Source organism: uncultured Ruegeria sp. (assembly GCF_947497005.1).
GTDB lineage: Bacteria > Pseudomonadota > Alphaproteobacteria > Rhodobacterales > Rhodobacteraceae > Ruegeria.
Genome location: NZ_CANMFF010000002.1, coordinates 255672 through 268793 on the forward strand (window position 1 = coordinate 255672; position 13122 = coordinate 268793).

Annotated in this window: 13 protein-coding genes; 7 read left to right on the top strand and 6 right to left on the bottom strand. The window is 57.6% G+C overall.

The window, feature by feature from the left end; genetic code table 11:
* The first annotated feature begins 33 nt into the window (after positions 1-33).
* Entirely contained in the window at positions 34-438 is a 405-nt protein-coding gene (locus Q0816_RS03710; protein ID WP_298847803.1) for a DUF1499 domain-containing protein, read from the top strand.
* 36 nt (positions 439-474) lie between these two features.
* Positions 475-828 carry a DUF6404 family protein gene (locus tag Q0816_RS25995; RefSeq protein ID WP_367180464.1) on the top strand — a complete coding sequence of 118 codons (354 nt, stop codon included), beginning with the start codon at positions 475-477 and terminating at the stop codon, positions 826-828.
* A 3-nt stretch (positions 829-831) separates the two neighbouring features.
* Here the strand turns inward: Q0816_RS25995 and Q0816_RS03715 are convergent, their stop codons facing one another.
* On the bottom strand, positions 832-1122 hold the full coding sequence (locus tag Q0816_RS03715) for a hypothetical protein (RefSeq protein ID WP_298847805.1): 291 nt from the start codon (positions 1120-1122) through the stop codon (positions 832-834).
* Between the two features lie 61 nt (positions 1123-1183).
* On the opposite strand from Q0816_RS03715, the gene prfA reads away from it, so the two are divergent.
* The 3 genes from prfA (at position 1184) to Q0816_RS03730 (ending at position 3916) form a co-directional block, all read left to right on the top strand.
* The gene (gene prfA, locus Q0816_RS03720) at positions 1184-2239 is read left to right on the top strand and encodes a peptide chain release factor 1 (RefSeq protein ID WP_298848158.1); all 1056 of its coding nucleotides are present in this window, start codon (positions 1184-1186) and stop codon (positions 2237-2239) included.
* Complete coding sequence (prmC, locus tag Q0816_RS03725; protein WP_298847806.1) at positions 2236-3081, top strand: peptide chain release factor N(5)-glutamine methyltransferase; 846 nt, start codon at positions 2236-2238, stop codon at positions 3079-3081. The genes prfA and prmC overlap by 4 nt, the downstream gene beginning before the upstream one ends.
* 241 nt (positions 3082-3322) lie before the next feature.
* Entirely contained in the window at positions 3323-3916 is a 594-nt protein-coding gene (locus Q0816_RS03730) for a DUF4167 domain-containing protein (protein WP_298847808.1), read from the top strand.
* Positions 3917-4560: 644 nt separating this feature from the next.
* On the opposite strand, the gene rsmA is transcribed toward Q0816_RS03730, so the two are convergent.
* From rsmA to lptG, 5 genes are all read right to left on the bottom strand, one after another.
* Complete coding sequence (gene rsmA, locus Q0816_RS03735) at positions 4561-5403, bottom strand: 16S rRNA (adenine(1518)-N(6)/adenine(1519)-N(6))-dimethyltransferase RsmA (RefSeq protein ID WP_298847810.1); 843 nt, start codon at positions 5401-5403, stop codon at positions 4561-4563.
* Positions 5404-5487: 84 nt separating this feature from the next.
* Positions 5488-6453 (bottom strand): 4-hydroxythreonine-4-phosphate dehydrogenase PdxA, encoded by a 966-nt coding sequence (gene pdxA / locus Q0816_RS03740; RefSeq protein ID WP_298847812.1) that lies wholly within the window; start codon positions 6451-6453, stop codon positions 5488-5490.
* Positions 6450-7703: a peptidylprolyl isomerase gene (locus Q0816_RS03745; protein ID WP_298847814.1), complete on the bottom strand. Its 1254-nt coding sequence runs from the start codon at positions 7701-7703 to the stop codon at positions 6450-6452. Before Q0816_RS03745 ends, pdxA begins: the two co-directional genes overlap by 4 nt.
* Positions 7694-9856 (bottom strand): LPS assembly protein LptD, encoded by a 2163-nt coding sequence (locus tag Q0816_RS03750; protein ID WP_298847815.1) that lies wholly within the window; start codon positions 9854-9856, stop codon positions 7694-7696. The genes Q0816_RS03745 and Q0816_RS03750 overlap by 10 nt, the downstream gene beginning before the upstream one ends.
* Positions 9856-10956 (bottom strand): LPS export ABC transporter permease LptG, encoded by a 1101-nt coding sequence (gene lptG, locus Q0816_RS03755; protein WP_298848159.1) that lies wholly within the window; start codon positions 10954-10956, stop codon positions 9856-9858. Before lptG ends, Q0816_RS03750 begins: the two co-directional genes overlap by 1 nt.
* Before the next feature lie 229 nt (positions 10957-11185).
* Between lptG and Q0816_RS03760 the strand changes: the two genes are divergently transcribed.
* Both Q0816_RS03760 and Q0816_RS03765 read left to right on the top strand, forming a co-directional pair.
* Positions 11186-12652: a leucyl aminopeptidase gene (locus Q0816_RS03760; RefSeq protein ID WP_298847817.1), complete on the top strand. Its 1467-nt coding sequence runs from the start codon at positions 11186-11188 to the stop codon at positions 12650-12652.
* A 4-nt stretch (positions 12653-12656) separates the two neighbouring features.
* A complete protein-coding gene (locus Q0816_RS03765) occupies positions 12657-13115 on the top strand; it encodes a DNA polymerase III subunit chi (protein ID WP_298847818.1) in 459 nt (152 codons plus the stop codon).
* The last annotated feature ends 7 nt before the right edge of the window (positions 13116-13122 follow it).

Genomic DNA, 13122 nt, shown 5'->3' on the forward strand with positions numbered 1-13122 from the left:
CCGCATAGAGTTTCACCAAGAGGATAATGCGGGATGAGAAAGATGGTTCTTTGGGCAGTGATCGCGCTTGTGGTCGGGCTGGGCGCTTATGTCCGGTTGGCCCCGTCAGATCCCGCCCAATGGCATGTTGCGCCGGTTGCAGCGGATAATCAGGACCTGCCAAATGGCGTGCTGCGTGTTGTGGAAACCGGCCCGGATGGGTTGCAGCGTTTCGATCAGATCGTCCGCGCCACGCCGCGCACTTCGGTGCTGGCGGGCTCGGTCGGTGAGGGCATGATCACCTATGTCACCCGCTCGAAATGGATCGGTTTTCCCGACTATTCCACCATTCAACAAGACGGCGACTTCCTGCGTATCCATGGCCGCCTGCGATTTGGTCGCAAGGACTTCGGGGTGAACAAGGCGAGGGTAGATGGTTGGCTGGAAACGTTGCAATAAGTTGAAATTGTAGAGTTAAATGGTCATTTGTTTAGTATGAACAACCATAAGCGAAAGTTTCACCGGGCATTGTCCGAAATGGAAGAGGCTGGTGTCACGCAGAGTATACGAATTGACACTGATCTTTGGCGTTTACGAAGGTTCGGTTTAAAACCAAATCCGTTCCTCTATTGGGAGTCGCCTCTTGCCAGTGTCGCTGTGTTTGTTTTGTTGGTTTCGTTGATTTCCTTGGTTCAAGCGGGAGCAATGGTCCTATTTGGAAAATACCTTTGGCTTCCTGACATACTCGGGCCCGCGGTAATAGCCGCGGCACCACTCACTTTTCTTACGATTGCGCTCAGACTGTATCAGCGCAAGGCGTACAAATTGAGTAGGTGGGAAGACTTGTAGCGCTCACAGAGCGCTTTCAAAGCCAAAGGGCATTTCCAGAACGGGTAAGTTCGACTGCAACCCAGACGACAGACACCCTTCCTGCACCTCACGCCACATGGGCACGTTCAGCGACATCTGACATTGAGCTGTGAACATGCGGCCATCAACCTGCAGGCAGATCATCTCTCCCAGTTCGATGCGGGACCCGGACGTGTCGGTGCAATAGCAATCGCGGGTCTTGCCGTCGGGGCCGATATAGTCCGCCAAAACCGGCGTAGAGGTTAGCATCAGAGCAAGAACATACCGTGTCATGTGACCAGCTTAGCACGACGTTGCCCTTGACCAAAGCCCCCGGATGATAGACACCGCGCGGATGATCCCCGAAGAACGTCTTGAACAGATCACCCAGCGTTTCCAATACCTAGAAGCCGCTATGGCCGATGGGGCATCAGGTGGTGATATTGCGACTTTGGCCAAGGAATATTCCGACCTCAAACCGGTGGTTGACCAGATCATGGCATGGCGCCAGCTGGTATCTGATCTGGGTGAGGCGAAAACGATGTTGGCCGACCCGGATATGAAGGAACTTGCCGAGGAGGAAATTCCCGAGTTGCAAGCCCGTATCCCCGAAGCAGAACATGCATTGCAACTGGCGCTGCTCCCGAAGGACGCAGCGGATGCGCGCCCGGCCATGTTGGAAATTCGTCCCGGTACCGGTGGGGACGAGGCTGCTTTGTTCGCGGGCGATCTGCTGCGCATGTATCAACGCTATGCCGAAGCACGTGGTTGGCGGTTTGAAGTTATCGAAGAACAGGCCTCGGATCTTGGCGGCATCAAGGAAGTGGTGGCCCACATCAAGGGCGACAACGTCTTTGCCCGAATGAAATACGAATCCGGCGTGCACCGGGTGCAGCGTGTACCCGAGACTGAAAGCGGCGGGCGCATACATACATCGGCCGCAACCGTGGCAGTTTTGCCCGAGGCCGAGGATGTGGATATTCAGATCGACGCCAACGACATCCGTATCGATACGATGCGCAGTTCAGGTGCGGGTGGGCAGCATGTGAACACTACCGATTCGGCGGTACGGATTACACACCTTCCGACTGGGTTGGTTGTGACGAGTTCCGAGAAGTCCCAGCATCGCAACCGCGAGATTGCCATGCGGGTGATGAAAACGCGACTTTATGATCTGGAGCGGCAGCGGATCGACAGCGCACGCTCAGCAGATCGCGCCAGCCAGGTGGGCTCGGGGGACCGCTCAGAACGCATTCGCACCTATAATTTTCCACAGGGGCGGATGACGGATCACCGGATCAATCTGACGCTTTATAAGTTGGATCAGGTGATGCAGGGCGATCTGGACGACGTGATTGACGCCCTTTCGGCAGATGATCAGGCCCGTCTGCTGGCCGAGATGGCGCAATGAAGGGTCTGCAAACAGCAGCGCAGGCCATGGTGGCCGCGACGGCACGCCTCAGGGCTGCAGGCGTCGAAGACCCGGCGCGGGACGCCCGTCTGCTGTTGGCCCATGCGGCACGGATTGAAGCCAGCCGAGTCACACTGATTGCCCCCGAGGAATTGCAGCCCGAGATTTCCGAACGCTATGACCAGTTGATTTCGCTGCGCGCCATTCGGGTGCCGGTGTCGCATTTGCTGGGCGAACGCGAATTTTACGGGCGCAGGTTTCGCGTTAGCCGGGATGTTCTGGATCCGCGCCCCGAAACCGAAACCCTGATCGAAGCGGCGCTGAGCGAACCTTTCGATCATGTTCTGGATTTGGGCGTGGGCTCGGGCTGTATCCTGGTTACATTGCTTGCTGAGCGCACCAGCGCATCAGGTGTAGGCGGCGATCTTAGCGAGGCGGCGTGTCTTCAGGCCAGCGCCAATGCGGTACACCATCAAGTGCAGGGGAGGGTCGAGATCGTGCAGTCAAATTGGTTTGAAAACATTGAAGGTCAGTTTGATCTAATTGTTTCCAATCCGCCGTATATTTCTGAGTCCGAGATGAAAGATCTTTCGCCCGAAGTGCAGGAACATGAGCCGCGTATGGCGCTGACGGATGAAGGAGACGGGCTGGGCGCGTATCGGAGGATTGCGGCCTCGGCCCCTGATTTTCTTTTGCCGGGCGGGCGTATACTCGTGGAGATCGGGCCGACACAGGCAAATATGGTATCTGCTTTGTTTGACGCAGCCGGTTTGGCGGATGTCTGCGTGATCCCCGATCTGGACGGGCGAGACCGGGTTGTCGGCGCAAAAATGCCTGGATGAGATAAGGGAATAAGGCCAAAAAAAGCTGCTTTGAATAAAAAACCTCGTGAAAACCTCAGATTCCTCTTGTCTGCACGGTCAGGACATGGTTACTCAGGAATAGTCGGCGAGGTTGACGCTGTTGCAGCGCACCCCTGACGCCAAGCCCAAAATAGTCGACATCCCGTGACGGCAAACGCCTTAGAGCAATGCAAAAAACGGGTTGAGCGACAGCGAATTGATAAGGCTGACGTAAAGTAAGATGAGATCTTCCAAATCCCGCTCGCGGGCCAAGAATAACCGCAATCGCCCTTCCGGCGGCAACGTTGTAAACCGGGTTTTTGACAGCTCGGGGCCTGAAGGCAAAGTGCGTGGCACGCCACAGCAGATCATAGATAAGTACAACCAGCTCGCCCGTGACGCGCAGTTGGCAAACGACCGCGTGGCCGCGGAGAACTTCCAGCAGCATGCGGAACACTACCTGCGCATGCTGAGCGAAGCGCAGCGCGAGATGGACGCTCGCCGCGAAGAGCAAGAGCGGCAGAACCGCGAACGTCAGGCCGAGCGTGATCGTGAACGCGCTGAACGGCAGGAACGTGAAGCGGCCCGTCAGGCTGACCCGGCCGAAGCCCCGCAACCGGATGTGATGGACCTGTCCCATCCGTCCTCGAGCCCGGACAGCGGTCTGGTCGAGACGCCGGAAAGCAAAGACGCACCGGCTACGGAAACGCAAGAAGAAGCTCCGCGCAAGGAAAAGCCTGCGCGTAAGCCGCGCGCGCGTAAGCCGAAACCTGCTCCGGCACCGGCAGACGAAGCACCTTCTGACAAAGGTGATGCACCGGAAGCCGCTGAGTGAAGACAAGCTTAGGTATCGGACTGAAAAGTACCCTGCACGTGAAAACGAGCAGGGTTTTTTCTTGATATCAATGCCCATCGGGATCAGGCTTGGCTGTCTATTGGTTGACCAGAGAGATTATTTCAGTATCTGGCAAGTCCCGTTGCCTTCTGCTGATCTGCCCAAGCTTGTTTTCAGAAGAGCAGTCTTGGTTTCAAGGTCTATGAAGGCCGTGTATGTGATCGTGCGGAAGGTCTCGTAGTCGCGATACACGCTGTTATCGAGACTTCGTGTGATCTTGGCAGGTAGCTTCAGCTTCCATTTCAGCCTGTGTCTGCCGTCCTTACGTTCCGAGAATTTTGTACCAACAGGTGCGTTGTGGACATGGTAAATCAACGCGTCATATGCCGAGGCCGAATTTGACGTCGCGTTAATCTCGTAAATGGCTTCTTCGGGAATCCACCCATTGCGGTCGGTTTCGAATTTACAATGTAATTTTATTTCAGCTGCTTGGCCGGTTAGCGGAAAGTGGCGGCAAGAACGGTTAATAGTGAGGCTATGGTCTTCAATTGTGTTTCTCCAGTCGGAAATCAGGCAACTTGTAGCAGTTAATAATTTGGCAGTTCGCAAACCGGTCCAGGTTGGGCCGGCTAAATCCAGATCATCTATGGGTTTCTGATGGTTCTCGCCAACGCGCAGAACGCCTCCAGAGCGACTTGCTCGGCACGCTCAGTGGGTTGGATACCAGCGGTCAGCAGGCGATCTTCGATGTCCGGAGCAACCCCCTTGAGCGAGGCGCGCAGCATCTTGCGGCGTTGGTTGAAAGCGGCAGCCACAACACGCGACAGGGTCGCAGCATCGGCGGGATAGCGGGGTTCGGGCAGGGCGGTCAGGTGGACCACCGCGCTGGAGACCTTGGGCGGTGGGGTGAAGGCACCGGGCGGGAGGGACATGGCGATGCGCGCCTCGGCCCGCCATTGGGCGAGAATGGCGAGACGACCGTACGCCTTGCCGCCGGGTTGGGCCACGATGCGCTCGGCCACTTCGCGTTGGAACATCAGCGTCAGGCTCTGCCAGAACGGCGGCCATTCGGGCGGGGTCAGCCAGCGGACCAGCAGTTCCGTGCCGACATTGTAAGGCAGGTTGGCCGCAATACGGATTGGTGGTGTCAGGTGTTCGAGCGGGTCGATTTCCAGCGCGTCGCCGTTGATGACTTCAAGCCTGCCGGGATAGGCCTTAGCGATGTCGTTCAGCGCCGCGATGCAGCGTGTATCCTTTTCAACGGCCACTACCCTGCGCGCACCCTCAGACAACAGCCCTCGCGTTAACCCGCCAGGGCCAGGGCCGATTTCCAACACATCGCACTCTGCCAAATCACCGGCCTGGCGGGCGATTTTAGCGGTCAGGTTGAGGTCCAGCAGGAAGTTCTGCCCAAGCGATTTTCGCGCCGAGAGCTGATGTGTGGCGATGACCTCGCGCAGAGGGGGAAGATTGTCGATTGCACTCATGTTCCGATTACCGTGCCGCAGGTCGCAGGGACAGCGCCAGAGAATTTTTGCCTCCGGCGGAGGTATTTTCAGCCAGGTGAAGGATCAAGAGCTTTGTGCCATGCGTTGGGCGAGTTTCAGGGCTTCGATCAGGCTGGTCGGGGTGGCGATGCCTTTCCCGGCGATATCCAGCGCCGTGCCGTGATCAGGCGAGGTGCGGATAAAGGGCAGGCCGAGAGTGACGTTCACGCCCCGGTCGAAGTCCAGCGTTTTGATCGGGATCAGGGCCTGATCATGATACATCGCAATAGCCGCGTCATAATTGGCGCGGGCGGCAGCGTGGAACAGCGTATCTGCAGGGTGGGGGCCTGTTAGGGTTGCGCCTTCGGGATTCAGACCAGCCAGCATCGGCGCGATCCAGTCAAGCTCTTCGCTGCCCATTTTTCCGCCTTCACCGGCATGGGGGTTTAGGCCTGCTATGGCGATGCGGGGGTGCAGGATACCGAACTGTTGGTGCAGGCCGCGTATGGTAATTTCGATGGTTTCGCGCAGAAGGTCCGGAGTAAGTGCGGCAGGAACCTGTGAGAGCGGGATATGGATTGTCGTAGGGACAACCCGCAACTGGTCGCTGGCCAGCATCATGACAACCCGGTGGGTGCCAGAGAGGGCGGCCAAAAACTCGGTGTGGCCGGGATAGGTAAACCCGGCGCCGTCGATCAGGGCTTTTTTGTGGATTGGTCCCGTACAAAGTGCTGCAGCGGCTCCGGCTTTCACGAGGTCGACGCCGGTTTCGATGGCGTCGATCACCGATGGCGCGTTGGCCGGATCCGGTTGGCCAGTCACATTGGGTACAGGGAAATCCAACTGCAGGACGGGCATGGTCCGATCACAGACTTCAAGAGCTTGTGCCGGATGTTCGATTTTCGCAATCGGCGTACCATTGGGCAGATGGCTGGCGTCGCCGATAAAGAAAAACGGGCAGGTGTCGCGCAATTCAGCCCACGCCTTGGCTGCGATTTCCGGGCCGATTCCGGCCGGTTCACCGCAGCTGAGCGCAATCGGGCGTATCATTCCTGAATAATGACGGCGTCAGCCCGCAGTTGCTCCACCAAGCTTGCCGCAAAGGCCTGTAGACGCTGTTGCGCCAGTGCGTTCGCCACGTCCGCCCGCGAAGTGTTCTCGCCCAGGTCACGGGTGCGGTTGCATAGCATCAGGAACATCAGCGTCTGCCCGTTGTTGCGGGTGAGAGTAGTTGACACCTCGTTTCGATCCAGCTTGGCCAGTTCGACTGCCACGTCGCGCGGCACGTCGGATGGGGCGGCTTCGATACGGTCCAGAACGTCGACCGGTTGATCCTTGGCGATACCATACAGGTCGTCGCAAGTGTCAATCTCTTCCCGCAGTTTGGCTGCGCGGGACAGGGTTTCCGCACTTCGTCCACCTGGCAGGTAATAGATGGCATAATCCACTTTGGAGATGTTAGGGGCAGCAGTTGCGACCTCGCGCAATCCGCGCATCTGAAACAGGGCTACGGCGTTTGGCAGGGTGATGGGATCGGTAATTTCACCGGTTTGGAGCCCCAGAATCACAGGTTGCAACGCTGGAGGCAGGTTAGAGATATTCAACCAGTCCAAACGACCGCCTTCGTCGCGGGTTGCGGCTGCGGAATACTGGGCCGCAGCAGCGGAGAATGCATCCAACCCGTCCAGTCGCGAGATTTCTTCGGCCAGCAACTCGGTCTGAGCGACGGTTTGTGGATTAACCGGAATGATGATTTCGGACAGCAGCACCTGAAGGCCGCCGCCACCGGTTTGTCCCAGCGCGCGATCAATTTCGTCTTCGGTCGGACGCGCCTGCGACAGGAAGCGTGAGCTGACATAGTCTCGCCAGGCCAGCTGGTCTGCCACGTAGTCGCGAACAGTTTCGGGGTCGACACCCGCTTCACCCAACAGTTGCAGGAACTGTTCCGTGGACAATTGCCCGCGCGAGGCGAACTCGTCGATGCCCAGTTGAACGGCTTCCGGGGTGGCCTGTACACCAGCTTCGCGCATGACCTGCTTGCGCAGTTTTTCTTCGATCAGGGAATCCCTGACTTCGGATTCGTTCCCGCCGGGCAAACCCAGAACATTGAGGAATTGCAGGCGCTGTTCCAGCTCATACCAGGTGACAATGTCCTGATTGACACGGACCGCCGGCGAAAACAGGCTTTGCGCGCCAACTTGAGGAGTCGCAACTGCGAGGAGAGCCGCGGCAAGTGCCGGCGCAACCGGTCTAAGCCAACCGGAACGGAGAAACCTGGAGAAACCTGTTATCAACTGCATGTTCTCTTGTATGTCTTACCACCACCTTCAAGGGCGTACCCTGTCAGTGACAGGGTAAAGCCGAATTCTGTCGAAGGCTCAATAGTGGATGTTGAAGTAAAGCGCCTGCTTACGGACATGTTAACCTGAACGCATTCATTCTGGTAGGTCACTCCAAGACCCAGCCGGATCGGTTCCGATTGGGCCAGATCATAGCGCGCCTCGGCATTTGTAAGCCAGTTCTGATCAACCTGATAGTGGCCAAGAAGCAAGATTTCAGAGATTTCGTCCGTAATGTTCTCTGCCGGGTCCGGTTCCTGCCAAACATAGCTGCCGGACAGACCGGCGTATTCGGATGTCCAGGCTCCGCGCAATTCAGCTTTGACGAAACTGAAATCGCTGTCGATCAGGCCGCGCCCGCCAAGCGACCAGCCATTGGCCGTGGTGAGTTGCCCTGCCACAAGCAAGTCTGACGTTGTGCCCTGCAATCCAGATGTCAGGGTGAAATTAGGGTCAGCATCGGCCCGAAAAACCTGACCCACAGTTGCAAGAGCCTGCCAGCCGCCCGCGCCATAGCGTGCCCAGTTCAACCCAATGACCCCGGTGGCACCGTCTTCGCGCTGATCTTCCGCGGGAAATCGGGACAGAGCCAGCAGATTGCCCTGATCGAATTCCTGAAACGTGCTTTCATCGTCAGGCACATTGGCGTCAGAGACATGGGTCCAGCCGAACTGTGCGATCGGTTCCAGAAACTGAACTGCGCCAGACTTTTCGCGACGGGTCATCGGATAACGAAGGGTCAGAGCGGCGCGCGGGGTCGAGCGGGTCACGTTACTGGGAAAGTTGCTGTCGTGGCGAATGTTGAACGTGTCCACAGATGCACCCAGCGTTGCGTCTGCACGCAGGCCGGACGCAAACGTCCAGCTTCGCAGCCATTCGGCATCGAAGGTCGCCCGCGCTATGTCTCGGCCGACAATGTCGGCGTCGCTGGTGCGTTCATGTGCATGGCCGATAAAGGCCAGACGAACCTCTCCTCCGAGTGTGGTGGGGAAATAACGTTTTTCATAGTTCAGGTCGAAGACACGCGATGGGATTTCGTCCTGATTTTCGCTGTCACGCAGCGTTTTGTAATGGATGATGCTCGTTTTGAACGCAGTGTCACGCTTGATCCGTTCCAGCGCGATTTCACTGCGCAGGCGGTCCAGATCCGGCAGGCCATAGTCGGCCAGATACGCATCGTCCGAAGTGGTTTGCAGGTTGAATGTCAACCTGAAATCGTTTTTCAGGTTGAACCAGCCGCTGGCGAACAGATAGCCGCGATCCTGATCTGGTTGAATGTCATCCCGAGTATAGGCGCCTTCGACCTGAATACGCCCGTTCACGAAAGCCTGGCGATAACGGTATCCCAGTGTCGTGGTTTTGGCTGACACGTAAGGTGTCAGGGTCAGGTCCTTGTGGTCTCCCAATTTAATGAAATAAGGGACCTGAATCCCGGTTCCCAATTGCGAGGTGCTACGGATCGACGGCACCAGAAAACCGGTTGCGCGGTCCAACGTAGGATCTGGCAGGCGCAGATAAGGGAAATAGAAAACCGGATAATCAAGTACCCGAAGCTGTGCGCCCTCGAAATACAATTGCCGTTCCAGTTGGTCATGGGTGACCTTGCGGGCCCGGATTTGCCAGAGAGGCGGCTTTCCGTTGGTGCACACGTGACACGAAGTGGCCGAGACTTTGCTGAATTGTGTATAGCGACCCGCGGCCCGTTTCGCCTGAACCGAGGCGATCTGGATTTGCTGATCGAAAACCATCCGTGCGCCGATTAACAAGCCGTTCTGGATGCCGCTGTCCAGCTGCCCCGAGTCCGCCAGAAGGGTGGATTGACCGCCCTGATCGATGCGGATTGGGCCTTCCAACGACAGTTCACCGGTTTCCCGATCATAGGTGATCCGTTGGGCCGACAGTTTTGTGTCGCCCTGAAACGCCTCGACATTGCCTTCGGCCACCAGTTTTCGTTCCGGTGTTATGAAGACCTTGTCGGCCACCAGCAGCGCGGGCTCAGCCTGTGTTTGTGCACCTTGCGGGCTGGGCTCGGCCGGTGCGGTTTGCGCTGTTAGGGCAGCCGGAACTGACAGGGCCATCGCACTGGTCAAAAGCAAAGGAACGATGCGCCGCATCAGCCGTCCTCCGCATGAAGAAGCAGGCCAAGAGACAACAAAATGGCGGCAAAGGGCGGTGCCCAGGCGGCGATATAGGTGGGCAATTGTCCGTTTTCCCCAAGGATTTGCGCGAAATTGCGGACGAAGTAGATGGCAAAGCCAAGCAGAACGGCTGTGAGCACGGCAATCCCTGTGCCGCCGAACCGGACGTGACGCATAGTGAAAGCAGCTCCGATCAGTACCATCGAGACTAGAAACAAGGGCCGGGCCAGTTGCACCTGCAGCCAGACTTCATATTGTTTGGTTGAAAATCCGGCTTCGCGGAGATCCTTGATCAGCTGTGGCAGATCATAGACAGACACCGAATCCTGCTGCCCCAAGGTGTCCATGATCCGCTGCCGCGTCAGCGAGGTCGGCAATTCCAGCCGCTCATGCACAACCGAGTTGGTTTCGGGATTCTGCCCCTCCTGCAAATTCCAGATCTTGGCCTGAGACAGAACCCAGTTTCCATCTTCCAGTTCGGCACGGTCGGCGACGATCTGTTGGGTCGGTTTGCCGTCCCGCGCAAAGGTAATGATGGTTACGTCGTCCAGGCCCAGAGAGTCTCCGTTAGAGGTTCCCCGCGCATGGATGACGGCTTGACCGTTTTCTGCGGATTGTCGCAACCACAGGCCTTCGCTGCTGATCGACAAGGCTGAACTGCCGTTGTTTTTATAAGAATCCGACAGGCGCTGAAACTCTTCGGATGTCGCTGCTGCGATAGGGTTCAACAGTGCTACGGCCAGTGCGCCGATGATCAGGGCCAAAAACGCCGGGGCAACCAATGCACGGATGCCTGATCGGCCTGTGGCGCGGGTCACCACAAGCTCGGACGTTCGGGCCAGTCCGACAAAGAGGGCGATGGTCGACAGGATAACCAACAGGGGCAGCATTTCACTGATGGCGGCCGGCGTATTCAGCAGTGTCAGGTGCAGCAATTGCCCGAACGACAGATCGACTTCGTCAAACCGGCGGATTTGTTCGATCAGATCGATGAGAATCATTAGGGTCAGAAAGATACCGCCGATGACTAGAAAACTTTGTAGAAAGCGGCGGGCGAAATAACGGTCGAGGATCACGAGCACGCCCCCGCCATGCCTGAAATACCGGGGTTCGGGCCAAAATCGCGCGTGCATGTCACCATGCGCGACGGCGTATGCCTGCCCTCTCGTGTCACTTCTTTCTCCCCCGAGCCTGCCGGTTATTTTTTCGGGACCTTAATGCAATTGAAAGGCGGGGAAAACTGCTATCTGGTCAAGTCGGGCAGCGCGGGCTAGGTCTTGGGGAACAGAATTTGAGGAGTTTGCAATGAGCAGTCTGGTACCAATCCGTTTTCAGGAGTTTGACTTGGATGGGATAGCGCAGGCCAAAGGGCGGGTCGCCATCATCATTCCGTCCGACGGAAAGATGAACCCGGCTGCTCGTCGGGCCAACCGTCTGACCAAGGGCGCTGTGGCGCGGCTTGTTGAAAGTGAGAAATTCGGAAAGGCCAAAACAGGTGACGTGATCTCATTGGCCTGGCCGGCAGGGATGGTGGCGGAGGCACTCGATGTTCTGGTATTGCCACGCCGACCAGAGGCCGACGAGGCGCGAAAGACGGGTGCGGCACTGGCCAAACTGACGGGTGGCAAGGACGTGCTGGTGATGGTCGGCAATCAGGCGCAGACAGAAGATCTGGCGCTTGGGATCGCGCTGCGCAGCTATGATTTTGACGCGCACAAAACCAAAGAAAGCGAAGAGGCTGGCACCGTCACGATCAGTCATTCGAAACCCAAGGAAGTCGAAGCAGGATTTGCGCCGCTTTACGCGATTGCCGATGGTGTGCGGATGACCCGTGATCTGACCAACGAACCTGCAAACGTTCTGACCACTACAGAATTTGCCGATCGCCTGGTTGAGATGCAGGAACTGGGCCTTGAGGTTGAAGTTCTGGAAGAAGACAAGCTGGCCGAGCTGGGCATGCGCACGCTGCTGAGCGTTGGTCAGGGGTCCGTCAGCCCATCAAAGGTGGTCGTGATGCACTGGAAGGGCGGTGACAAGGACGACGCGCCGCTGGCTTTGGTTGGTAAAGGCGTGGTGTTTGACACCGGTGGTATTTCGCTCAAGCCAGCGGGTGGCATGGAAGATATGACTATGGATATGGGTGGTGCAGGTGTTGTTGCCGGGACCATGCGTGCGCTGGCCAAGCGCAAGGCCAAAGCCAATGTGGTGGGCCTTGTGGGTCTGGTCGAAAACATGCCTTCGGGCAATGCCACCCGCCCGGGCGATGTGGTCAAGTCGATGAAGGGTGATACGGTCGAGATCATCAACACCGATGCAGAGGGTCGTCTGGTTCTGTGTGACATGATGTGGTACGCGCAGGAACGGTTCAGCCCTGTAGGCATGATCGATCTGGCCACTCTGACCGGCGCGATCATTATCGGATTGGGGCATGAGAATGCCGGTGTGTTCTCGAACAATGACACGTTCTGCGACGCTTTTTTGAAATCCGCAAAGGCCGAAGATGAAGGTGCATGGCGGATGCCGCTGGGCGATGCATATGACAAGATGTTGAAATCACGTATCGCGGACATGAAGAACGTGGGTGGTCGCCCGGCAGGCTCGATTACGGCCGCGCAGTTTCTGCAGCGTTTCGTGAAAGAAGAAACGCCCTGGATTCATCTGGATATTGCTGGTGTTGCCTCGGTGTCGGCCGAGACATCTTATGCACCCAAAGGGGCCACCGGCTGGGGCGTGCGCGCGCTGAGCCGGTTCGTGCAGGACAGTTTCGAGTAAGCAGATGGGCACTGTCTTTTTCTACCACCTGACCCGTCAACCGTTGGAGCACACTTTGCCTGTGCTGCTGGACAAGGCACGGCAGGCCGGGTGGCGGATTGCCGTGCGGGGAATTGATCCCGCGCGGATGGACTGGCTGGATGAAAAGCTGTGGTTGGGCCCCGAGGACGGGTTCCTGCCGCATGGCCGCGAAGGTGGCCCACATGACACCGAGCAGCCGATCCTGCTGACCACCAGCCCCGAAGTCAAAAACGATGCGGTGTGTGTCATGACAGTGGACGGTGCTCCGGTTGAGCCTGATGAGGTCTCGGCCTTGGAACGGGTCTGTATTCTGTTCGATGGCAATGACGACATGGCTGTCCAACTCGCGCGCGGTCAGTGGAAGGCGCTGACCACCGCGGGATGCCAGGCGCAATACTGGTCGGAAGAATCCGGGCGGTGGGAGAAGAAGGCCGAAGCCTGAGCGGCTG